Origin of the sequence: Paenibacillus sp. FSL H7-0350 (assembly GCF_038593195.1) — a bacterium.
GTDB lineage: Bacteria > Bacillota > Bacilli > Paenibacillales > Paenibacillaceae > Paenibacillus_AQ.
Window position 1 is genome coordinate 536138 of record NZ_CP151972.1, and the last position, 23976, is coordinate 560113.

The 23976-nt window shown below is 53.5% G+C and carries 18 protein-coding genes; 13 read left to right on the plus strand and 5 right to left on the minus strand.

Annotated elements, in window-relative coordinates:
* Positions 1–85 precede the first annotated feature (85 nt).
* Together NYE24_RS02630 and NYE24_RS02635 are read right to left on the minus strand one after the other, a co-directional pair.
* Positions 86–940 carry an SDR family oxidoreductase gene (locus NYE24_RS02630; protein ID WP_036694032.1) on the minus strand — a complete coding sequence of 285 codons (855 nt, stop codon included), beginning with the start codon at positions 938–940 and terminating at the stop codon, positions 86–88.
* A 47-nt stretch (positions 941–987) separates the two neighbouring features.
* On the minus strand, positions 988–1680 hold the full coding sequence (locus tag NYE24_RS02635; protein WP_036694030.1) for a GntR family transcriptional regulator: 693 nt from the start codon (positions 1678–1680) through the stop codon (positions 988–990).
* Positions 1681–1834: 154 nt separating this feature from the next.
* On the opposite strand from NYE24_RS02635, the gene uxaC reads away from it, so the two are divergent.
* A complete protein-coding gene (uxaC, locus tag NYE24_RS02640) occupies positions 1835–3244 on the plus strand; it encodes a glucuronate isomerase (RefSeq protein WP_076153970.1) in 1410 nt (469 codons plus the stop codon).
* Positions 3245–3711: 467 nt separating this feature from the next.
* Here uxaC and NYE24_RS02645 read toward each other — a convergent pair whose 3' ends face one another.
* Positions 3712–4545: an AraC family transcriptional regulator gene (locus NYE24_RS02645; protein WP_342477941.1), complete on the minus strand. Its 834-nt coding sequence runs from the start codon at positions 4543–4545 to the stop codon at positions 3712–3714.
* A gap of 158 nt (positions 4546–4703) precedes the next feature.
* Between NYE24_RS02645 and NYE24_RS02650 the strand changes: the two genes are divergently transcribed.
* The 4 genes from NYE24_RS02650 to NYE24_RS02665 are packed head-to-tail and all read left to right on the plus strand — an operon-like array spanning position 4704 to position 8837.
* Positions 4704–5867, plus strand: a complete 1164-nt coding sequence (locus tag NYE24_RS02650) for a Gfo/Idh/MocA family oxidoreductase (protein ID WP_342477942.1) — start codon at positions 4704–4706, stop codon at positions 5865–5867.
* 44 nt (positions 5868–5911) lie between these two features.
* On the plus strand, positions 5912–6697 hold the full coding sequence (locus NYE24_RS02655; protein WP_342477943.1) for a sugar phosphate isomerase/epimerase: 786 nt from the start codon (positions 5912–5914) through the stop codon (positions 6695–6697).
* Positions 6694–7782, plus strand: a complete 1089-nt coding sequence (locus NYE24_RS02660; protein ID WP_342477944.1) for a Gfo/Idh/MocA family oxidoreductase — start codon at positions 6694–6696, stop codon at positions 7780–7782. The genes NYE24_RS02655 and NYE24_RS02660 overlap by 4 nt, the downstream gene beginning before the upstream one ends.
* A gap of 38 nt (positions 7783–7820) precedes the next feature.
* Complete coding sequence (locus NYE24_RS02665) at positions 7821–8837, plus strand: Gfo/Idh/MocA family oxidoreductase (protein WP_076153966.1); 1017 nt, start codon at positions 7821–7823, stop codon at positions 8835–8837.
* Between the two features lie 182 nt (positions 8838–9019).
* Here the strand turns inward: NYE24_RS02665 and NYE24_RS02670 are convergent, their stop codons facing one another.
* Positions 9020–9580: a TetR/AcrR family transcriptional regulator gene (locus NYE24_RS02670; protein ID WP_342477945.1), complete on the minus strand. Its 561-nt coding sequence runs from the start codon at positions 9578–9580 to the stop codon at positions 9020–9022.
* Between the two features lie 360 nt (positions 9581–9940).
* Here NYE24_RS02670 and msrA point away from each other — a divergent pair, with 360 nt between their 5' ends.
* Both msrA and NYE24_RS02680 read left to right on the plus strand, forming a co-directional pair.
* Positions 9941–10456, plus strand: a complete 516-nt coding sequence (gene msrA / locus NYE24_RS02675) for a peptide-methionine (S)-S-oxide reductase MsrA (protein ID WP_342477946.1) — start codon at positions 9941–9943, stop codon at positions 10454–10456.
* Positions 10457–10659: 203 nt separating this feature from the next.
* On the plus strand, positions 10660–12030 hold the full coding sequence (locus tag NYE24_RS02680; protein ID WP_342477947.1) for a glycoside hydrolase family 64 protein: 1371 nt from the start codon (positions 10660–10662) through the stop codon (positions 12028–12030).
* Here the strand turns inward: NYE24_RS02680 and NYE24_RS02685 are convergent.
* A complete protein-coding gene (locus tag NYE24_RS02685) occupies positions 12011–13066 on the minus strand; it encodes a hypothetical protein (protein ID WP_342477948.1) in 1056 nt (351 codons plus the stop codon). The two genes, NYE24_RS02680 and NYE24_RS02685, sit on opposite strands and share 20 nt — an antisense overlap.
* 114 nt (positions 13067–13180) lie before the next feature.
* Here NYE24_RS02685 and NYE24_RS02690 point away from each other — a divergent pair, with 114 nt between their 5' ends.
* The 6 genes from NYE24_RS02690 (at position 13181) to NYE24_RS02715 (ending at position 23959) form a co-directional block, all read left to right on the plus strand.
* Positions 13181–13858, plus strand: coding sequence for an HAD family hydrolase (locus NYE24_RS02690; protein ID WP_036694010.1), 678 nt, complete (start codon positions 13181–13183; stop codon positions 13856–13858).
* A gap of 483 nt (positions 13859–14341) precedes the next feature.
* Entirely contained in the window at positions 14342–16255 is a 1914-nt protein-coding gene (gene thrS / locus NYE24_RS02695; RefSeq protein ID WP_342477949.1) for a threonine--tRNA ligase, read from the plus strand.
* 44 nt (positions 16256–16299) lie between these two features.
* The gene (locus tag NYE24_RS02700; RefSeq protein ID WP_342477950.1) at positions 16300–16896 is read left to right on the plus strand and encodes a GNAT family protein; all 597 of its coding nucleotides are present in this window, start codon (positions 16300–16302) and stop codon (positions 16894–16896) included.
* 276 nt (positions 16897–17172) lie between these two features.
* Positions 17173–18678, plus strand: a complete 1506-nt coding sequence (locus NYE24_RS02705; protein ID WP_342477951.1) for a hypothetical protein — start codon at positions 17173–17175, stop codon at positions 18676–18678.
* Between the two features lie 12 nt (positions 18679–18690).
* Positions 18691–19449 (plus strand): DUF6063 family protein, encoded by a 759-nt coding sequence (locus tag NYE24_RS02710; RefSeq protein WP_036694001.1) that lies wholly within the window; start codon positions 18691–18693, stop codon positions 19447–19449.
* Entirely contained in the window at positions 19436–23959 is a 4524-nt protein-coding gene (locus NYE24_RS02715) for a hypothetical protein (protein ID WP_342477952.1), read from the plus strand. The genes NYE24_RS02710 and NYE24_RS02715 overlap by 14 nt, the downstream gene beginning before the upstream one ends.
* Positions 23960–23976: the final 17 nt, after the last annotated feature.

Sequence of the window (23976 nt, forward strand, 5' to 3'; positions counted from 1 at the left end):
ATACGTTCGCCCTTGTAGCTTCGCAGAATGACAAAAACCTGAACCTCAGAAAACGAGGTTCAGGTTTTTTGTTGATATCCCAGGTTCACACGCCCGAGTAGGCCATGAACCCGCCGTCTACGGGGATGGTCACCCCGGTCACGAACCCGGACATGCGCTCATCGGCCAGCCAGAGCAAGGTGCCGAGCAGATCCTCCGGTGTGCCGAAGCGGCGCATCGGGGTCTGTGAGATGATTTTGAGCGAACGTTCAGTTAATTCACCCTTCGGGTCCTTCAGCAGCTGTTCATTCTGTGCAGTGACGAAGAAGCCGGGGGCGATGGCATTCACCCGGATGCCGGACTCTGCCAGATGCACCGCAAGCCACTGAGTGAAGTTATTGATGCCTGCCTTGGCCGCGCTGTAAGCCGGAACCTTGGTGAGTGGCGAAGCGGCGCTCATGGAGGATATGTTGATCACTGCAGCTCCGGAGCGTCCGAGCATCTGCTTGGCGAAGATTTGGGTTGGAATTAATGTTCCGGTCAGATTGAGGTCGAGGACCGTGCGGAAGCCGCTCACGGACAGATCGAAGAAGGAGACGACATCGGGATTCTCCAGATCCCCCGGCTCCAAGGTCTCCTTGGTAGTAATCGCCGAAGGTTGATTGCCCCCGGCACCGTTGATCAATAAGTCGCAGGGACCCCAGTGATTAAGGATCTCTTCCGCTGCCTGCCGGACACTCCCGGCATCCATAACATCACAAGCCAAGGCCAAGGACTGGCCGCCCCCCGAAGAGATCTGTGCAGCCAGAGCTGCTCCCTTGGCCTCCGTACGGTTCAGGATGGCGACCTTCATGCCTTGACGGGCCAGCTCCAGCGCCATGGTGCTGCAAAGGGCTCCGGCTCCTCCGGTAATGACAGCGGTCTTGCCTGCCAGCGCAGGCTGTAATGCCAACTCGGTCATAGTGATCCAACCCCTCTTGGTGAAAGTATGATTAGCGTAAGGTTCTATCAGTCTGCGGGTCTTTGCTTATAGTACTGCGGATATTTCTCCATCAGCATCTCCTGGTCGGCGATCGTCAGGGCCATATGCTCCTGCATAATCTGATCTCCTAGCTGAATATTATGCTGTTCAATGGCTTCATATAGACAATAATGCTGCTGGTAGAGATGCTCCCAGTTGTGATCCGCCGTGAGCTTGAGCATTCGGCTGCGGTTCAGGTGAACCTTGATCTGCTGGATGACCTCCCAGGTATTCTTTTTATTGCAGCCCATAAAGATCACATGATGGAACTCTTCGTCCAGCATGAACATTTCTTTATAGTCCTGGTCCTCGATGCAGAGCTTCTGCTTGTCCAGATTGGCCTTCAGATCAATAAGATTCCTGGCCTGGAAGGTGCTGCACGCTTCCCGGATGACCGCCCGCTCCAGATGCTCGCGCATGAAGCGGGCTTCTTCCACGAGTTCGGAATCAATCAGGGAGACTACCGTTCCCCGCTGGGGATATACAGCAAGCAAGCCCTCTTGTGCCAGACGGACGAAGGCCTCCCGGACCGGGGTGCGGCTGACGTTGAACTTCAGCGAAATCTCTTTCTCTGAAATCCCGGTTCCGGGCGGCAGCTCCAGCAGCAGAATCTGATTCTTCAGTGAACGATACACGATGTCCCTTGTGGAGAGCGCTTGTGTACCGATAGTGTATTCCATCGTGTAACCCTCCTGCTATAGTTATTGTAAGCACTACCATACTACCATACTTGTATGGTAGTATGGTAGTGCGAATGGGCAGAAGCATTTGCTGTCCGCTTACGGATGGTACCTGTGGCCCACCAATATCATAGACGAGAGGCTGGAGAACAATATGAGTACCTCATCTTTTATTCATGACGACTGGCTGCTGTTAAGTTCAAGTGCACAGAGACTGTATCACGATTATGCCGCCGGAATGCCGATTTACGATTTCCACAGTCATCTGAATCCGCAGGAGATTAGCAGTAACCGCAGGTTCCGCAATATCGCTGATCTCGCCTTATCCGGGGACCATTACAAGTGGCGGGCGCTCCGCTGGCTGGGTGTTGACGAACAGCTAATTACCGGGAATGCACCAGACAAAGATAAGTTCATGATCTGGGCGCGCTCCCTGCCGGAGATGGTGGGCAATCCGCTCTACCACTGGACTCATCTGGAGTTGAAGCGCTACTTCGGGATCGACGAGCTGCTCTCCGGGGAGACTGCGGACAGTGTGTGGGAACGCTGCAATGAGCAGCTCCAGGGAGATGAACTGACTACGCAGGGGATTCTCAAAAAACTTAATGTCGATGTAGTCTGCACAACGGATGATCCCATTGATTCACTGGAGCATCACATTCAGATTAAGAAGGATCATGGGCTTAGAGCGGTGGTCGCTCCAACCTTCAGACCAGACCGGGTACTGAATATCCGTGATGAGGGGTTCACCGGATACGTGGGCCTGCTTAGTGAGGCGAGCGGTCTTGAGATCCACGATTACTCAGGGTTCCTCCAGGCTGTGACGGCGCGGATCGATTATTTCCATAAGCATGGCTGCCGGCTGTCGGATCAGGCCTTCGGCGAGCTGCCGCACGCCCAGTCCACAGAGCATGAAGCGGCCTACATATTCGCCCGGGCCTTCAAAGGGGAAGAGATCAGCCCGCAGGAGGAACAGAAGTTCCAGAGCCATACTCTGATCAAATTAGGCAGACTCTATCACGAGCGGGGCTGGAGCATGCAACTGCATATCGGAGCGCTGCGCAACAACAACGCACGGATGTTCAGTGCCATCGGCAAGGACAGCGGCTTCGATTCGATTCTGGATTTCAATATGGCCCGCAGCCTTAACGCGCTGCTGAATGAGCTGGATGCCAGCGGACAGCTGCCGAAGACCATCGTCTACACGCTGAATCCTTCGCAGTATGAGATGATCGCCACTGCGATCGGCAATTTCCAGGGGGCCGGCATCAAGGGCAAGGTGCAGATGGGTTCCGGCTGGTGGTTCCATGATCAGAAGGAGGGTATGCTGCAGCAGTTGAAGGCACTCTCCAGCATCGGCCTGATCAGTCCTTTTGTCGGGATGCTGACTGACTCCCGAAGCTTCCTCTCCTTCACACGTCATGAATATTTCCGGCGCATTCTCTGCAACCTGTTCGGCACGTGGATGGAAGAAGGGGACCTGCCGCGGGATTATGCCTTGATCGGCCGGACAATTGAGAATATATGCTACAACAATGCGAATGCGTATTTCGGGATCAAGTAGAGATCGGGAGTGCACCATAGCATCCGTTGAATGAAAGACACAAGTGGAAACGGCTTGCCGTCCTTTAAAAGGACGGTACCGTTACAGCGAGAAATAGAAGGATAAGTTAACGTGTGAAACAAATAAATTCTTATATTTTTAAAAAATCAGCAGGTCTCCTAGTGAGGCGTGCTGATTTTTTAATTGTTCAGGAATTATGTCTTTCAAGGCACAACATCAGCATAAAAATGAGCAGCGTGCCTAAAAAAAGAACGTCGTCTGTCCATCCGATAACACATTTTTACAGAAAGCAAACGCAATTGGACCGGGTGGGTAGCGTAGGCCAAATGTAATCGAAAAACCGATTACAATTGGCCGTTACAGCGGAATATGGACCAATGTATGTGAAAAACAGCATACATTGTGTTCGCGCGAAGGTAAGCTTATTCACTCGCAGGGTGATTACGTTCTGAACCTTTCGTTGCATTCTACCTCGTACTGCTCCGGTAAGCAGAAGGGGATACGCCCGTCGACTTCTTGAATACCTTGGAAAAGTGGGCCAGCTCCATGCCGACCTGCTCGGCGATACTTGAGATGCTGAAATCGGTATAGGAGAGCTGTCTCTTAGCCAGCTCCATCCGTTTCAGCTGAACATACTGCATCGGCGGAACACCGATGAATTTCTTGAAGTAGGGAATGAAATAGTTCGGGTGCAAATGGACCCGCTCTGCCAGCTCCTCCACCGTCAGCGGCCGCATTAGCCGTTGATCGATGTAGCCCAGCACATTTGCCAATTTACCCTGGTCGCTTGTATGCGTCAGATCGTCAAGGAAATTGCTGTAGCCTCCCGATTCCAGGCAGAGGGACAGCAGCGTAAGCAGCGCGGCCTGCGTCCGCAGGGTGGCAAGGAAGCCGGTATCCTGGAACCATTCAATCATCTCTGCAAACATCTTCCGGGCCGCCTCCGGGTCAGGCACATCACAGATATAGAGCTTATTCGCCGAATGAAACAGCGGCCATTCCCCGATCTGTGCATCGAAGTGGCAATAGTAGCGCGTATAAGGATCATCCCGCGAGGTATCCGTCGTCTGGGTAGAGCCGGCGGGCATAATCATCAGCTGTCCGGGTCTGGGGTAATGGTCCACTCCGTTGATAATCACCTTGCCTTCGCCCGAATCAATATAGTAGAGCCGGTTGAAGGCAGGGGTCTCATTCGTCCGGTTCCATCCCGGATATCTGCTGGTTAATTGAGCATGGGTAACGGTAACCGTCAGGTTGTGCAGCAGACGTCCGGTCAAATTTCCATTTCCAATCATATTCATCTCTGAGCGCCTCCATTAAGGACATAAATCTATTATAACGCTTTCATTTATCCATTACATCTTATTTATATACAAATATACCTTAATTACAGTCATGTTCACCACCGGCAAATAGGGTTATCCTCATATCATAAACTGTTTCAGGAAGGGACTGGGAGATGGATAAGGTACGATATGGAATTATTGGTGTAGGCAATATGGGGCGCGCCCATGCCCAGAGTCTGCTGAATGATATTAAGGGGGCTGAGCTTACAGCGGTATGCGACAGCAGCCCTGAGCGGCTGGATTGGGCAGAGGAGCATTTGCCGGATAGCGTGCAGCGCTTTTTGTCGCCGGAGGAGCTGTTCAAGTCTGGTGCCATTGATGCTGTATTGATCGCTACCCCCCATTATGATCACCCGCCGCTGGCGATTGAAGCGCTGGGCTACGGGCTGCATGTTCTGATTGAGAAGCCTGCCGGTGTCTATACCAAAGCAGTCCAGGAGATGAATGACGCTGCGGCGAAGTCTGACCATAAGTTCGGCATTATGTATAACCAGCGGACGAATCCGCTCTATCAGAAGCTGAGAGACTTGATCCAGTCCGGGGAACTGGGGGAGATCCGGCGCACGAACTGGATTATTACCAATTGGTACCGCTCTCAGAGCTACTATGATTCCGGCGGCTGGCGGGCAACCTGGGGCGGAGAAGGCGGCGGCGTGCTGCTGAACCAGGACCCGCACCAGCTTGACCTCTGGCAGTGGACTACAGGGATGATGCCTAAGCGGGTACGCGCTTTTTGCCAGTTCGGGAAGTACCGGAATATTGAGGTTGAGGATGATGTGACTGCTTATGTGGAATATGAGAACGGCGCAACCGGGCTGTTCATCACCACTACAGGGGAGGCGCCGGGGACGAACCGGTTCGAGATTACAGGAGACAACGGCAAAATCGTCATCGAAGACGGCAAGCTCACCTTCTTCCGCCTTCGCACCCCGGAGCCGAAGTTCAATGCGGAATTCACCGGAGGCTTCGGAGCACCGGAGTGCTGGAAATGCGAGATTCCGGTGCCACCCGGAGACGGAGAACAGCACAAGGGCATTATGCGTAACTTCACCAATGCGATTCTGCACGATGAGCCGCTGCTGGCTCCGGGGGAAGAGGGCATTCACGGCCTGACCCTGTCCAATGCCATGTATCTGTCCGCGTGGACCGACAACTGGGTGGACCTGCCGATCGACAGCCAGTTGTTCTATGAGAAGCTGATGGAGCAGGTGGAGAATTCGACTTTTCAGAAAGCGCCTGTCAGCCAGAAAGCCCTGGATGTATCGGGAACTCATTAGGCGAACCTTACTCTCTTACACAACTCAAACTTATCTAGGAGTGGATGAATACAATGAACCGTTCAACGATTGCCGCTCAAATGTATACCCTGCGTGAATATACCCAGACGCCGGAGGCCTTGCGGGAGAGCTTGCGGAAGGTAAGCAGTATCGGGTACCAGGCTGTCCAGATCTCCGGAATCGGTCCCATGGACCCTAAGCTGGTGAAGGAATACGCGGATGAATTTAATCTCAAAATATGTGCGACACACGTTCCCTGGGACCGGCTGGTGAATGATCTGGATGCACTCGCCGCCGAACATAAGCTGTGGGACTGCAAATACATCGGTCTTGGCTCACTGCCTGCGGAATATCAGACCAGTCAGGATGGGTACCGCACCTTCGCCAAGCTGGCTTCCGGCATTGCACGTACACTTAAGGAAGAGCATGGCCTGCAATTTGTGTATCATAATCATGATTTTGAATTCGAACGTTTTGACGGTCTGACCGGGATGGATGTGCTGCTGCAGGACAGTGATCCGGAGGTCTTCGGCTTCGAGCTGGATCTGTACTGGGTGCAGGCCGGGGGCGGAGATCCTGTAGAGTGGATTCATAAGGTGGAAGGCAGAATGCAGGCCGTGCATTTCAAGGATATGACTATACTGAACCGCAAAGCTGTATTCGCCGAGATCGGCGAAGGCAATATGAACTATGGAGCGATTATTGAGGCCTGCCGCAAGACGGGTGTGGAGTGGCATATCGTGGAGCAGGATGTGTGCCAGCGTGATCCGTTCGAGAGCCTGGAGATTAGTCTCCGGCATCTGCATTCCAGATTGGAGGTGCAAGTATGAGCCGCAAGGATGGAATGATGTATGCCCCGGTACATGAGGCGAAGCCTGTGGTGGGACCGGGTGAATTCGTAATCGCTGCGTTGGCGCTGGATCATGGGCATATCTACGGGATGTGCAACGGACTAGTAGAAGCGGGAGCCGAGCTGAAGTGGGTATACGATCCTGACCCCGAGAAGGTAAAAGCGTTCCTGAACAAGTATCCCGGCGTCAGAGCCGCACGCTCTGCTGAAGAGATTCTTGAAGATTCTGAGGTCCGGCTCGTAGCAGCGGCCGCCGTTCCTTCGGAGCGTGGTCCGCTCGGTCTGCGGGTGATGGCACACGGGAAGGATTATTTCACGGACAAATCTCCGTTTACTTCTCTGGACCAACTCGCAGCAGCACGCCTTCAGGTGGAGAAGACGGGCCGGAAATACATGACATACTACAGTGAGAGACTGCATGTAGAGAGCGCTGTCTATGCCGGTCAGCTGGTGCAGCAGGGGGCGATTGGCCGTGTGCTTCAGGTCATGGGGCTGGGGCCGCACCGGTTAAATGCACCAAGCCGGCCGGAATGGTTCTTCCAGCGTGATAAATACGGCGGCATTCTCTGTGACATCGGCAGCCATCAGATTGAACAGTTCCTCTTCTACGCGGGCTGCCGCGATGCCAAGGTGCTGCACAGCAAGGTCGCCAACTACAACAACCCGGCTTACCCGGAGCTGGAGGATTACGGGGATGCTACGCTGGTTGGGGATAACGGGGCTACGCAGTATTTTCGCGTGGACTGGTTCACTCCGGCAGGGCTAGGGACCTGGGGAGACGGACGGACGATCATTCTCGGTACGGAAGGTTATATTGAACTGCGCAAATACAGCGATATCGGCCGCTCCAGCACACCGGACCATGTCTTCTGGGTGGACGGTGAGGGAGAGCATTATGAGCATGTAGCCGGGAAGGTCGGCTTCCCGTTCTTCGGGGAGCTGATTCTGGACTGCCTGGAACGGACGGAGAAGGCGATGACTCAGGAGCATACGTTCAAGGCGGCTGAGCTGTGTCTGGAAGCGCAGCGGCAAGCGGTGAATCTGACCCCGGATACGCTTAAATAGGTGCAGGACAGCTAGCAGAAGATCGGAAGGTGGTTAAGATGAATACTAATGGAGCAGCGATTATCGGCTGCGGGGCGATTGCCCCGCTGCATGCCAGAGCCATTGCTTCCATCGACAATGCGCGGCTGGTAGCCGTGGTGGACAGTGACCCTGTTCAGGCAACACAGTCTGCTCAGGATTACGAATGTGAAGGCCTGACAGATTACAGGGAGCTGCTGGAGCGTCCAGATATCGGCATCGTTCATCTCTGCACGCCGCATCATCTGCATGCCGGAATGGCAGTGGAGCTGCTGAAGGCCGGCAAGCATGTGTTAACCGAGAAACCGATGGCACTGGATGTGCCTTCGGCCCGCATGATGCAGGAGGCGGCAGAGGATGCTGCGGGACAACTGGGTGTAGTGTTCCAGAACCGCTATAATGAACCTTCGGTGCGGATCAGACAAGTGATTGATTCCGGCAGCCTGGGCAATCTCCTCTGCATGAAGGGCCTGGTGACTTGGACCCGGAGTGAGGAGTACTACACGAATAGTCCCTGGAGAGGCCGCTGGGCGACGGAAGGCGGCGGGGTATTGATCAACCAGGCTATCCATACCCTGGATCTGCTGCAATGGTTCGGCGGTGACATTGATTCCGTGAAAGGCAGTGTCAGCACTGATGTGCTGAACGATGTCATTGAGGTCGAGGACAGCGCACATGCGTGTATCGATTTCAAGAACAAGGCGCGCGGACTCTTCTACGGAACCAATGCGTATCAGGCCAATTCACCGGTGGAGCTGGAGCTGGTCTTTGAGCAAGGGACTCTGCAGCAGCGCCGGGACAGCCTGTATCTGTGGAATGATGGGAAGGAGACGCTGCTCTGTGAGCCGCAGAGCATCAGCAGTGGAGGGAAATCCTACTGGGGCAGCGGACATTCCCGGTTAATTCATGACTTCTACGCCCATATCCGTGAAGGCCGCAGGTTCTGGATTGACGGTGCTGAAGGCATCAAAGCGCTCACACTGATTGCAGAGATCTATAAGTCCTCGGAGGGCCGGAATCTGGTCCCTCAGGTCTAGTATTCGTCAACCGGCTGATGCCGGAATATAGGCTGTCTCTTATGCATAGTCTTGCTTAAGGGATAGCCTTATTTAAAATATAGAATTTATATGATGCACACGATAACTTACCCTTCTATTTCTCGCTGAAACGGTACCGTCCTTTAAAAGGACGGCAAAGCCGCTTCCACTTGTGTTAGCCGCTACAGCATAATCGCAAGCCAGCAAGCTTCAATGGTCTGCTGAATCTGCTGCTCGTTAAGCGGGTATTTTCCGCCTAAGTAGCCCTTGATCACGGCAATCAAAATTCCGTTGACCAGCTGATAACACAGGCAAACATTCATTTCCCGGATGATGCCCTGCCGCTGGCCTTCTTCAATGATGGAGAAAATCTCTAAGGTGGAGGGGGCGGGTGTGTTCCGTATATCCTCGGAAATATAGGGCGAAGTGCAATAGTTCTCTGTGAAGTCAACCTCTTTGGGGTAGTGAAGCGAATAGTTGGCTGTATTCTTCAGGAGGCTTTTCATACGCTCATAGATTGTTAACCCGGGATCATAGCCGTTCATGACGAATTCATTTTTATGTATGCGGACTTTATGGTATAGCTCATTGACCAGTTGCTCTTTGTTCTCAAAATAATGGTAGAATGTGCTGGAGCCGACATTGGCCCTCTTGAATATTTTGGCGAAAGTAACAGACTGTAAGCCTTCTTCAGTAATTAAAACAAGGGTTGCCTGAAGAATATCATCGCGTTTACCCATCATTACACCTCGCTAGCGGAATAATCATTCTATGAAATAGAACAACCCCTGCAAGGAATTGTCAATTAACAGAATATGCATTCTACTCTCAAGTATCAAAAAGATAGATTTTGTGGTGAAACTGACAATAGGGAAGCTATATTTTAGTCATTACTCTGCAAAAAGGAATTTCCATTCCGAACATACTTGAAGTTTAATTATCCTATTTCTGAACTATTAATAGAATAAAAATTCTATTTCTTGAGTGTATCTAAGGGCAATCAGTTCTAGCGATCAAATTGACTTTCAAATCATTAGGCTTTATCTTCAGTACAGGGTGTAACAAGAGTCAGCAGATGAGAGACAGGGAGTGGGAGATTGGCTATGGAACAGGCAATGTTTGCCGGAGGCTGCTTCTGGTGTATGGTTACACCGTTCGAAGAGCTGCCCGGTATTCACGGAATTGTATCAGGTTACGCCGGAGGATCGGTAGAGAACCCTACTTATGAGCAGGTGAAGACCGGTACAACCGGTCACTACGAGGTGGTTCAGATCACTTATGACCCTGAGTTATTCCCATATGAGCGGCTGCTGGAGCTGTTCTGGCCGCAGATTGACCCGACGGATGACGGCGGACAATTTCAGGACCGGGGAACACAGTACCGCACGGCGGTATTCTATTATACGGAAGAGCAGCGGCTGGCTGCACTGGCTTCCCGGGAGCGGGTGGCGGTTAGCGGCAGATTCGAGCTTCCGGTGGTGACGGAGATTCTGCCTGCGCCGGTGTTTTATCCGGCAGAAGACTATCATCAGGACTATCACAAGAAGAATCCGAAGCATTATAAGGAGGACCGTGAGCAGTCGGGGCGGGATACCTTTATTTCGCAGCATTGGGAATAGCGAATACGTGATAGATGTGTAAAAAAGCCTTTAATGACCAGACATCTGGGGATTAAGGGCTTTTTGCTATTTTTGCAGCACCAAACCAAAATATGGGAACTGAAATCCGAAATTCTGTGCCTACTAAATAGCTATCAGAGCTACTATAATCATATTTGTAAACGGATACAGAAATACCAATATCATTCAGGAGGAATCTGAGAATGTCCAAAAAATGGCTAATGACGATGCTTGCGTTCGTGCTTCTGCTCTCTTGCCTGCCTTTGTTCAACTCCAAAGCAGCCGCGGCAGACTACACCCAAGGGGTAGAGCTGTCGGGAACCTCGGCTACCATCTGGTTCAAATCCACAGTAAATACCAGTTGGGTGGACGTCCATTACAAGGTGAATGCCGGGACGCAAAGCAATTTCCGATCAACGTATAACAACAGCAAAGCGCGTTATGAGCAGGTGGTTACAGGAATCACCAGCGGCACAGCACTCTCTTACTTCTTCACATACAACAACGGAACTCCGGCTTATGACACCGGCTGGTTCAACTACACGGCAGGAACTGCACCGACAACCGGGCCGACAACTCCGCCATCCGGCTCCTCCGGTTCCATCTATTCCATCGCTGCCTCTTCGATCCCGACACCGCCCTCAGGCTCTGTCTCCGTCAAGGTCATGAACGGAACGGGCGGCGCTTATCCAGACAGCCAGATCTACTGGGGTGTACTCGGCATTAATCCGGCCAATGGCAAGTGGAGTTATCTGGATCTCAGCGGCAATCTCGTTCCGATCTCGAATGCGCTGAATGATGCTTCCGGCCACTTGACCAGGAGCGGCGTGAATTATGCCAATATTTATCACACGATTAATCAGGCTTCCTGGGTAACGCTGCCCAAAATCACCTCCGGCCGCATGTTCCTCAGTGTAGGCACACCGCTGTACATCAAGACCTATGACGACGGCTTCGCTGGACCGGATATTGATAATCCAACCGATCCTAACCGAAATCTCTATTTCGACTTTGTTGAATTCACAGTGGATGCTACAGGCTATCATGGCAATACCACCCGTGTAGATGGCTTCGGCTTCCCGATCCAGCACCGGCTGGTGGGCTTGTCCGGCGGTTATGACAAGACGGTAGGCGAGCTTGAATCGGAGACACGGGCTGGAATTTTTACCAAATACCAGAATGAAGTTCCCGCTGCCTTCAAATCACTGGCAACCGATCAGGCACCTTACCGGATTATTGCTCCAGTCCATGGATCATTCAAAGCCGGTGGAGCCAATGCCAATTACTTCGCAGGGTATTCCAGCTATAGCACACAGGATATTCTGCGCAATGACGGTTCGCTAATCGATGCCGCCACTTCCGCTGCGATCAACCGCCATGTCTACACCACCAGTAACTGGAATAACGTAGCGAATTATTACAATGCGGCTCCCGCCAACTTTTATGCGAAATTCTGGCATGACCACAGCATCAGCGGACTGGCTTACGGCTTCCCGTATGACGATGTGAACGGCCAGGCGGCCTATCTGGAAGTCGGTGACCCTAAGGGACTGATTATCCGAGTGGCTTGGTAAGCATGGAGCCGATAGCTTCCAGCAGCACAGCTTCCTCAATCATCAGCAAATGAGGGATATCGTGTAGAGAGCCGGTCCTGAACATAAGCAGGCTGCCGACTCTCTCACACGATTGAATCTGGGAATACAGGGAAGGATCATCATCCAGTGAAGGGAAAACTACACTCGCAGGCACGGGCTCATATCCGGCAAAGGACCATTCACTGATCCGTTCCATCGTTCCAGGATCAAACAGAAAGAAGCGTTCATTCGTATTTTGTGAGATGGCTTGACCGTTCTGAAGATAGAGCATGCCATACCCCGGATAATGGTCTTCTTCCTCATACTCGTCTTCGTATTCCCCATCGTGCGGACCCTGTTCCTGTTGCAGCTCCAAGGCTGGATAGGAGAAACAGGCATACACCTGCGCATCATTCTCTAAGGTGAACAGCTGACTGCCGTCAGGATGCCAAGCGGGTGAGAGATAACAGCCCTGCGGGAACATCTCCCTGCTATGTAACCCGCCCTGCTGAATAGATAATTCATACACGGATATACCGTTCTGACCTGCCGCAAGCTCCAGTGTTACAGCATCCGACCCGGGGATATCCATCAGCCGCAGCGCACTGTCACCGAATGGATCTTCCAAATCTAGTGAATGTGCCAACGTTCCGTCCCCGCTATGAAACACTGAAATCCGCAGATGTTCTTCGTCCAGCTTGGCTACAGACCAGAGTAGACTTCCATCACGTGAAAAAAGAACACATACATACGCCCCGGCTTTGCTCCACAGCAAGCGGCCCGTAAAGTCTCCTGCGCCCATTGCCGCATCCTCCATAATGAAAGCCGCCAGTGCAAGCTCTGGATGGAACGAAAGGGAGTCCCAGTTAAGCGGTTGCATGCTATAGAGCTGTCCGGCTTCACTAGGCGTTAAATCCGCATCCAGGCGGTACACTCTGCCTTCCTTGTCATATACAACAACTTCAGGTCCGGCATTGTTCCTAGCGGCGAAGTGATAGTCGCCTATGAGTATTGTGGCGGGATTAAGCAGTATCATCTTATTCCTCCTGCTCCTCGAATGCCCTGAATTATAGCATCCTGAGGATGGAAAATAAACAGAAAGAAAGGTATGATAGATAGCAATTGCACACGAAGGGAGCATCCGGGAGAGATGAAGGACAGCTTGAAGCACATCTTATTTGATCTGGACGGCACATTGACTGACCCCAAGGAAGGCATTACCAAAAGCGTAGAGTATGCGCTTAACCAATTCAGCATCGAGGTGGAGCATCCTGACTTGCTGATTCCATACATAGGTCCGCCGCTATATGATTCTTTTATCGAAATTCAGGGCTTCACGGCGGAGGCAGCGGCACAGGCGGTGGAGTTCTACCGGGAGCGTTACCGGACCCTGGGGATGTTCGAGAATCATGTAATTGCAGGCATACCTGAGCTGCTGGAGAACTTGAGAGCCAAGGGATTCGAGCTGTATGTGGCGACCTCTAAGCCGATTGTATTCGCTGAGCAGATTCTCCGGCATTATGAGCTCGACGGGTTCTTCAAGTATGCGGCAGGCAGCAATCTGGACGGGACACGTTCGAAGAAGCGCGAGGTCATTCAACACGTGCTGGACGAGAATAATCTTCTTGCTTCGCAGTCGCTAATGATCGGGGACCGGGAGCATGACATTATCGGGGCCAAAGCCTGCCGCGTAGCCTCAGTGGGCGTGTTATTCGGCTATGGTTCCGAGGAGGAATTATCGGCGGCCGGAGCGGATTATATTGCGCATACGGTGGAAGAAGTGGGAGATATTATTCAGCGTTTGCAGACGAATGAGCTTGGTGAGTAAGGCCCACGATCTAAAGGATTAGGGGAGTAAAAGTTTAAGAATTAAGCGGTCAAACGGAAAGCGGTTTTTAAGTTTTTTTCTGCGCGGTATTGACTTCTGGCTAAGAGCGTGCGTATTATGTAACCAGCAACACCATAACTAAGGCAATGACCAGAGACATGATATCCCGTGAGGACTGACCAGAGAGAGAAGTGCAAGGTGAGAGCTTCTTACAGAGACCAGCCGGATGTTACCCCTCTATAGCCGTGACACTGAACCCTCCTGCTGTTAGCGAGGCTGTAAATGTCGCCGCCCCATCCCCGTTAACGGATGCCATGAGGATTGTACTGATCACCTTTCCGCCGAACAGCCGGAGGTGAAGTGACGTATAATCGAATTAGGGTGGAACCACGAGCTTAAGACGCACTCGTCCCTTTCCGGGATGAGATGCGTTTTTTTGTGTTCACATATACGAAAATAACAGAAGAAATGGAGGCCAAAATCATGGAGATTCAAGTGCAGCTGCCGGATGGAGCAAATAGGAGGTATTCGCGTAACACCACAATTGCGCAGATTGCGGAGTCGATTAGCGTAAGTCTGAGGAAGAATGCAGTAGCCGGCACAATCGATGGCAGACTCGTTGACCTTGATTGTCCGGTTGAAAGGGACAGCCTCGTGGAGATCGTTCTAGCAGACAGCAGCGACGGGCTGATGATTCACAGACACAGTACAGCCCATGTGATGGCCCAAGCGATCAAACGGATCTATGGAGAACGGAACGTGAAGCTGGGAATTGGTCCGGTAATTGAGGACGGCTTCTATTACGATATAGATATTGAACAGCCCCTGTCCATCGAGGATCTTGCTGCGATTGAGCGGGAGATGGGAAAAATCATCAAGGAGAACCTGCCGATCCGGCGGCGGGTGGTCAGCCGGGAGGAAGCGGTGCAGTACTTTGAACAGCTGGAAGAGCCGCTGAAGCTGGAGCTGATCCGGGATCTGCCGGAGGACGCAGTCCTCAGCCTGTATGAGCAAGGAGAATTCACGGACCTGTGCCGGGGGCCGCATCTGCCCTCCACTGGCCGGATTAAGGCGTTCAAGCTGCTTAGTGTAGCGGGTGCTTACTGGCGCGGGGATGCTGACAATCAGGTGCTTCAGCGGATATACGGCACAGCCTTCCTGAGCACAGCCCTACTTGAGGAACATCTGCATCTGCTGGAGGAAGCGAAGAAACGGGATCACCGCAAGCTGGGCAAGGAGCTAGGCTTGTTCATGTTCTCCGAGGAAGCGCCGGGCATGCCGTTCTACCTGGCCAAAGGGATGCTGATCCGCACAGCACTGGAGGATTTCTCCCGCAAGCTGCAGCGTGCCGACGGGTACGAAGAGGTCCGCTCGCCGCTGATGATGAACCGCCGTCTGTGGGAGCAATCCGGACATTGGGATCATTACAAGGATGAGATGTATTTTACAAAGGTGGATGAGACAGATTTTGCGCTGAAGCCGATGAACTGTCCCGGACACATGCTGATCTACAAGAACAGCCTCCGCTCCTACCGGGATCTGCCGATCCGCATTGCGGAATACGGCCAGGTTCACCGCCATGAATCTTCCGGCGCGCTGAACGGGATGATGCGGGTCCGTACTTTTTGCCAGGATGATGCCCACTTGTTCGTACTGCCGGAGCAGATAGAATCTGAGATATCGCGGGTGCTGGAGTTGATTGATCAGTTCTATTCCATCTTCGGATTCGAGTACAAGGTTGAGCTGTCTACACGCCCGGAGGATTATATGGGTTCCGAGGAGCTCTGGGATCAGGCAGAAGAGTCGCTTGCGCGGGTGCTGAAGAAGAACGGAATCGAATACCGGGTGAATGCGGGGGATGGCGCTTTTTACGGACCGAAGATCGATTTCCATGTCCTCGATGCCCTGAAGCGGAGCTGGCAATGCGGTACCATTCAACTGGATTTCCAGATGCCCGAGAAGTTCGACCTGACTTACATTGGCGAAGATAACAACAAGCATCGTCCGGTTGTCATCCATCGTGCGGTGTTCGGCTCCATTGACCGGTTCATGGGTATTCTTACAGAGCACTATAGCGGAGCGTTCCCGCTGTGGCTGTCTCCGGTGCAGGTCAAGCTGCTGCCAGTCTCTGTGGTTCATGACGAGTATGCCGAGCAGGTCAGAAGACAGCTTGCTACAGCCGGACTGCGGGTGGAGGTAGATTCCCGGAATGAGAAGCTGGGCTACAGAATCCGTGAAGCTCAGCTGGAGAAAATCCCTTATATGCTTGTGCTGGGAGATCAGGAGCAGAATGACGGCACAATCTCGGTAAGAAGCCGTGCGGAGAACAAATTATTCACACTGAGCGCCCAGGAGTTCATTCAGCAACTGACAGCTAAGATTGACGGTTGGGAATAAATCGCTTCATATATAATAGGTGAAAAGCTATAGGGGGAGATAAGTTGACAGCAATAGAAACAGGGCAGCTTGCAGGCAACGTAATCCGGCTTGTGCCTTTGACGGCGGAGCATAAGCCTGAGCTTACGAAGTTGCTGCATAATCCGCTGATCTGGGAGTACACCTGGAGACGGATCAGCTCAGAGGAAGAGGCAGGACAACTGGCGGATACGGCTCTGGCGAATCAGGCAGCAGGCAAGGATATGCCCTATGTGATGGTAGAGCAGGCATCCGGCCGGATCGTTGGGACTACGCGGTTAATGCATCTGGACCGTACGCATCGTAATGCAGAGATCGGCTGCACCTGGATCTCACCGGATTATTGGAGAACTGAGGTGAATACGGAATCGAAGCTGCTTTTGCTGCAATATGCCTTCGAGGTGCTGGGGCTGATCCGGGTGGACTTCTCCATTGTCAGTGACAATCTGCGCTCGCAGCGGGCCATTGAGCGGATTGGTGCGGTCCGGGAAGGCGTCCTGCGCAAGCACCGGATCACCGCTCACGGCGCTGTCATGGACAATGTGCTGTACAGTATTATCGATGAGGAATGGCCTGCGGTGAAGCAGAATCTGCAATATCTGGTGAATGAGAAGTACAAGTAGCGGTGTGCTATGGTGTGCTATAATGTAGTGCTTTAACATAGAGGGGGCCCTGCGCGGGCTCCTCTATTTATTTTGCAAATAGCCATATCTATCAAACATTGATATAATAGAATGACATGAGAATAGAAACATACATTCCCATTCCCTCGGGGTCTGAGCATTAACAAACCGTCTATAACTGTGTATGTTCCGGCCCAACCTTCACCCTGCGGTGCGGATTTAGGTTTATGTTATGTTGTAGGGAAATTATGAAGTGATGGCGAGGTTGGCAAGAGCATGAACTGGAATGATTTCGGAGAACGGAACAAGCGGCTGAACCCCTTATGGAGTCTGGGCGCAGGCATGAATCTGGGTGAACTGCAGCCGTATAAGGAAATGATTGCGCTTAGTGTGCTGCTACAGGTCTATTATCTGGAGCTGGAATCGAATGAACAGCGGGCCAGGGAGGATCTGGTGGATCTGGCCTGGAGCTCGCTGGAGCGCTTCGGCATTGCGAAGTCGGGCAGCCCGGAATCGGTCGAACGGCTGATAGACGGACTGCTGTGGAGCGGCAGCGGCGGGGATTTCGAGGCCCATTATTATGATGACCACACCCGGCAGATCGGGGTCCAGAAATACAAATATTTCACCGTGGATGAGGATGCTACACGTATCAGCTGGGAGGAGAACGGGACGACCATCTACCGGCTCTCCGAGTATGCGATGGAGCTGATCTTCATGAGCCATGAGATTATCGACGAGTTCCAGGTCAGCATCAAGCTGCTGGAGATTCAGATGCATATCAAGCATGGACGGGTTACCCGGGCAATGCAGGATGTCAATGAGCTGATCTCCCGCGTGCGCAAAATGACCCAGCAGCAGCAGGAGTACCGCAATGCCCTGCGCCGTAATCCGAAGCACATCTTCAGCGAATACGGCGCCCAGCGGCATGAGCGGCTGGAGGAGATCCACCAGCAATTTGACGAGGAACGCAAGCATTTCGACAATATCCACCGCTCGCTGGCCCGGCTGGCCAATGATGAGAAGGATGTCATTGATTTCAATGAGCTGCGCCAGCTCTCCGAGCGGGTGGAGCTGTCCCGGCGGGTGCATGACGAGCTGGCCGAGGTCGTGCTGAGTATCTTCGAAGCGGAGACGAATCTGCGGCTGAACTTCCCGGAGTTATTCTGGGGAGCAGCAGGCTTCAACTTCCGCACCCATGTATGGGAGGAATGGGTGAAGCCGGAAGGGCTGCGGGATGGGGATAGCCTGGAGATGCTGATCAGCGGGCTGTTCTCGCCCAGCCAGGATTTCATCTATCCGCTGGCCTGGGCCTGGGAGGAGCAGGAGGTCGGCTTCTTGCCGGAGGATACGCAGGATGTGCCGGAGGAAGCCAGGGAAGAAGAGGACATCCATTATGTTCCCAGAGGTATTCCCTGGACCGAGGTATGCGAGCTGTGGCTGCCGGTTATAGCCGGAGTGGCTGCGCACGGCAGCTTCACCTTCACTGCGGAGGCGTTCACGGAGCAGGAGCAGCGGCGCTGGGCGGATTGCCCGGATGCCGTGGATTTGTGGGTACAATTTTTCCATACCGTAATTACTGTCGAGGAGCAGGAAGCGGAGGACCATGGCGTGGCGGACGAATGTCAGAAGCTGCTTCAGCGGCTGATGCTGGACCACCCGGAGCTGGAAGTGCTGCGCGGCACAAGGCTGCGGACCACTATCTCTGCACAGCAGCAGAGCAGCATCCGTATCCCCGGCCTTGAGATCAGCCCTTATACCATTAATATAGTAGAGAAGTGAGATGATTCGGATATGAGTTATTCCCTAGAGCAAGTTCAGCAGGCTTCCCGGCTGTTCTTCGACCTGCTTCGGCGCAAGGTGATTCCGCTGGATGATCCCGCTGCCGCCGAATGTCTGCAGGATACCGCTGCTTATGATGCCCTGCAATACGTAGCCAAAGAAGCCGGCTGCCGGATTATGAATTCCGGTCACCGCCTGCACCTGCTCGTGAGTCCGATCGGCTCCGGGTTCGCCAGCAACTTCACTCAGCTGCGTAATAAATATTCACGGATTGAGCGCAAGACGCATTTACATATCATTAACGTTATTATCCTCGTCTTCCTGGCTGAGATGGATCAGGATGAGCAGCACTTCAAGCCGGGACAGGACAGCATGTCCTATATTCAGTTGTCGGATCAGGTATCCGAGCTGTTCCAAGGCTGGATCGGCATGGATGAAGACGGCAGCTTCAGCAAGCAGTGGCGGCTGGATATCCAGGCGATGCACAGAGTGTGGACCAGCCTCTATATGCAGACCCGAAGCCAGGAGGAGGGCGATTCGCTCACCCGCGGCGCAGGCTCCCGGATTGGCCTCATTCACGAAGGAATGAAGCTGCTGGAGGAGGAGCATCTGGTGTTCATTTCCGAGAATGAGAAGCGGATTTTCCCAAGGGAAGAGCTGTATGAGCGGATGCGTTATCTCTACCACGATGTGGACCGGTACAAAGAGCTGAAGGCTCTAGTTGGCCGGACACTCAGCGAACAGGAGGGGGAAGCCCATGCCGCGTATTGAGCGAATCCGCATCGCCGGACTGAAATACGAGAAGATGCTGAAGAAATATGAGGATATGATCCTCGATCTGTGTAATGAAGAAGGCCCGGCCAATACCCTGATTACGCTGATGAACGGCGGGGGAAAGGGCGTGCTGCTACAGTCGATTTTCCAGTTGCTGATGCCTAGAGCCGCCTGGGGTAAGGATAATGAGAACCAGGTCGAGGCCTTCTTCCATAATCACAAAAAACAGCTGAAACCCTACACCTTCCACGTGGCCATCGAATGGCGGCTTGACGATAAGGAGCGGGCGGAGTATATCACCACCGGAATCGCGATGACTGCCCAGCATTCCATGGACCAGCTTGAGATCAAAGTCGATTATCTGCTGTACGCGCTGCTGAAATATGAAGAGACGGCTGAGCTTACACTCTCCACCCTGCCTTTATATGATCATGAGCTGAATACGCCCGCGAGCTTCGAAGCAATTCAGCAGTTTGTGCGGGAGCGGCGGGGTGAGATTAATGTCTACGGCAGCAGCAGCTCCGATCTGAAGAAATATTATGCCTACCTGGCTGACCATGATATCCATATCGATGAATGGCGCAATATGCGCAGAATCAACGGGGAAGAGGGCGGCATCAAGGGCTATTTCCAGAAAAATGATGCCTTCACCAATCATAATCTCTTCGAGCGGCTGATTATCCCGGAGATCGGTTCCAGTCTGGGAGGGAGCCTGCGTGAGGATGAAGGCTCGCTTCAGCGGATGTTCGTGGATACCGCTACGGTTGCACAGCGGCTGCCGATGCTGGAGCAGCGCGAGCGGGCTTTTGCCGAGTTCACCTCTCTTGCGGCTCCTTTGTATGAAGCGGTGAAACTCGGAACGGAGGCGGACCTCAGCTTCCGGGAGACCGAGCGGCTAGGAGCGCAGCTCTATACCGTTATTCATGATGAACTGAAGCAGGCGGAAGACAAGCGCCGCAGAACGTCAGATGAGCTGGCCGGGCATTATCTGGAAGCGAAGACGCTCAGATTCGAGAGTGATAACCTGAAGTACCTGCGGCTGAAGGAAGAGCATGATGGCAAGCAAGAGCACTTCAGAGCGGTCTCGGACAATCAGACACGGGCCAAGCAGCGTCTGGAAGAATCGAAGCAGAGAGAGAAGTTGCTGGAGGTCGCCCATTATCTGGCCCGGCGCAAGCTGCAGCTCCGCCAGATGGAGCAATGGCAGAAGGAAATTGAAGCCATCGAAGGGTCGCTTGCGATGAAGGAACGCCAAGAGGTGATTCAAGGGGCCAAGCAGGAGCTGCGGATACAGTGGGAGCAGGTATACCGGTTATGGCAGGCGAAGAGCCTGTACTACAGCGGACAGCAGCGGTCCCATGCAGCGGAGGAGCAGATTCTGCGCAAGGGCCGGGAGGAGCTGCTGCTGGAGCTGGGCCGGGTGGATGGTAAGCTGCAGGAATTAACAGCCTTGATCCGTCAGTATACAGAGGATCTGGGTGTGTTCGCTTCCCGCCACGGGCAGGAAGCTGCCCACTCGCCGGCAGGCGCCCTTCAGCGCGCACTGATTGCGGCCAGAGGGCTCATTGAGCAGATAGATGCCTTGAATGAACAGCGCAAGACCGCTGAGGACCAGAAGCTGCTTCTGCATACGCAGCATACCCGGCTGGCCGAGAAGCTGCTGGGGGCCGAGGTTCAGGCAGAGGAGCTAACCGGGCGAATCGAAGCCCAGATGAACAAGGAGTCGCAGCTCTGGTCACAGCTGGTAGTGCTGCTGGAGATGTACGAGGAGCATCAGCTGCTTGGCGCGACAGCTCTATTCGAAGCGAAGCCTCTAATCCAGGAGCGGTTCATCCGCAGGCTGGAGGATACCGAGCAGCAGACGAAGCGGCTGCGGCGGGATTATTATCAGCAGCTGCTGGATGTCGAGCTGCAACAGGAAGCCTACTGGCTGCCTAACCATGATATCGTAACGGTGAAGGACACGCTGGATGCCCTCAAAATTAGCTCCATGACCGGCACCATGTATCTGAACGATCAGCCTTATCTGGTCCGCGAGGAGGAGCTGGAACGCCATCCGCTGCTTCCTTACGGACTGATTGTCACGAAGCGTGAAGCGGCTAAGCTTCAGCCGGAGCTGCTTAAGGAGCTTCTGCTTAAGGCTCCGGTCCCGATCTTCGTGCGCGAGGAGATGGCGGAGGGTGGTACAGACGCCTTCCTGCTGCTCGCGCATCAAGGGCCGCAAATGGTCTTGCAGCCGGATCATTTCCAGGAGTGGAAGCGGGGGATGGCTTCCAGACTCCGTGAGCAGGAGGAGGAGCTTCAGGCGGAGGAAGCGTATCTTGCCAAGCTGAGGTCCGCCCGGCAAGAATATGAACGTCTGCATCTGAGCGAGCATACTGCAAGTCTGCGGATCAGACAGAAGAGTGCGGAGACTCTGCTGCAGGAGCTTCGCAGCCAGCTGAATGAAATGAACGCAGAACAGGCACGCTATGAGGAGGTTCTGGATGGAATTTCCAGAGACCTGTCAGCCTGCGAAGCGGATAAGTCCGAGCAGGAGACCCGGGCGGCGGCACTGCGGGAGTGGAGTGAGCGGAGCCGGAAGCACGAGCAGAACTATACAGACAAGCACAAGTCTGTGGAGCAGAAGAATAATCTCACCAAAGAGATTGCAGTGAAGGATCAGCAACTTAACCGGCTGAAGGCGGAGATGGACAGCCTCGCCTTACAGCGCGAGAAATGGATCGGGGATGCCCGTTATTCCGTTTTCCCACGGCTGCAGAACTGGTTCCCGGACGTAGAGTTCCCCGGTGAATCTGCGGGTGCGAAAGTTCAGGGTTCAGTTGTTGAGGCGGATGCTAAGGCAGATGATGCTGCTGCCGATGAAGCACTGAATGAGACGGTACAGGACAAGCTGCTGCAGCTACTCAGTACAGTTGAGAGTCTTCAGCAGTCTTTAAGCCAGAATGAGCTGGAGATCCGCACAAGAACAGCCCAGATCAAGGCGGCCAGAGAACAGCTGGCTGAGCTGGAAGCTGCTGTGCAGCAGGTAGATGCCGGATGGCCGTCTGCCCCTGAGCCGCAGGAGGCACCGGATATGATTCAGTCCGCCAGAGTCCGCCAGAAGAGCGACACGATGATTCTGGACGAGGATTATCAGCAGCTCCGTGACTCCTTCATCCGCTGCCAGACCGAGCTTGACAGCCTGCGCAAAGAGCTGGGCAAGTCCGAGAAGGCGATTAAGGAGAAGCATGAGCGGACGGTAGAGCTATGGCATGAGCCGCTGGAACAGAAGGAGGAAGAGATCAGTCTGCGGGTCCGGGAGAATGAGCATCTGCTGAATACCTGTAAGCAGGCTCTGGCTTCCATGGATCAATGGCTGCTCATTCTCGGCAATCAGAGCCGGATCATGGATACCCATGTCGAGAACCGTGTGCCGCTCCGGGAGGTGCCGGAAGAATTGCAGCTGAGTGTGCGGGAGAGCTGCGAGACGCTGGTGGAGGATTGGCTGCAGCGCAGCAAGGAGAGCCGCAGCCAGCGGGCAGAGGTCTCCCGCAAGGTGAAGGAAGAGAAGACTGAGCTAAGCGGCAAGGTGGCCAAGTCCGGCTGGAATGCGGAGCTTGAGACCAAGATTCAGGAACGCCTGAACAACGTTCATTGGGATGATTTCGCTATCGCCTTGCAGGTGCTTGATTCCATGCTTCAGAGCTCTCGTGATCAGATGGAGAGCATCCGCAGCGATAAAGAGGATATGGAGTTGTCCCGCAAGCTGTGGGTAGGCCGGGCAGCCAAGCGTGTGGTGCAGATCGTTGATATTCTGAAGCGGATGGAACGCCGGATGATCATTCACAACGAGAACGGCCATGCCTTCCCGCTGGTTAAGCTGAATTACAAGAATATTAATGTTCCACGGACTACAGATGACATCGAACCGCTGGTCAGCGAATATTTCAACCGCTGCATCAGCAGCCTGCTGGAGCGGTTCCCGAAGATGGAGCAGGTTCCGGCTTCAGCCGTCAGAGAGCTGATTAACGACGGACGCATGGTGTACGCAGCGCTGCAGAACCGCTTCCCGGTGCTACAGGTGTATAAGCCGGTGACGGAGAATTACTTCCTGTATGCCGCTCCCGAGGACTATCATTATTCTGATTGGGAGGTTATCAACCGAGGCGCGCTGGATGAGGCGGTAGGCAGCGGCGGACAGCGCCAGTCTGTTCAGCTGCTGGTGGCGATGATGATCATGACGCACAAGCGCGTTAACCGGGAAAATAAAGGCTGGACGGTCTTCCTGTACGATAACCCGTTCGGAGAGATGGTCTCAAATAACGTGCTTGATCCGGTCTTCGAGATCTCGAAGGCGCTGAAGTTCCAGTGGCTGATCGTCACGCCGCCAGAGCTGGTCAAGAATGATGTCAGCATCCGCTTCGGCGTGTACTGGCAGCTGTATTTTGGCGGAGATAAAGGGGATGCTCTGGATTCGGTCCTGATCAAAGGCGGGCGCAAGCTGATCCCTGCTTCATTATTCTAATTTATCCAACAAATCCA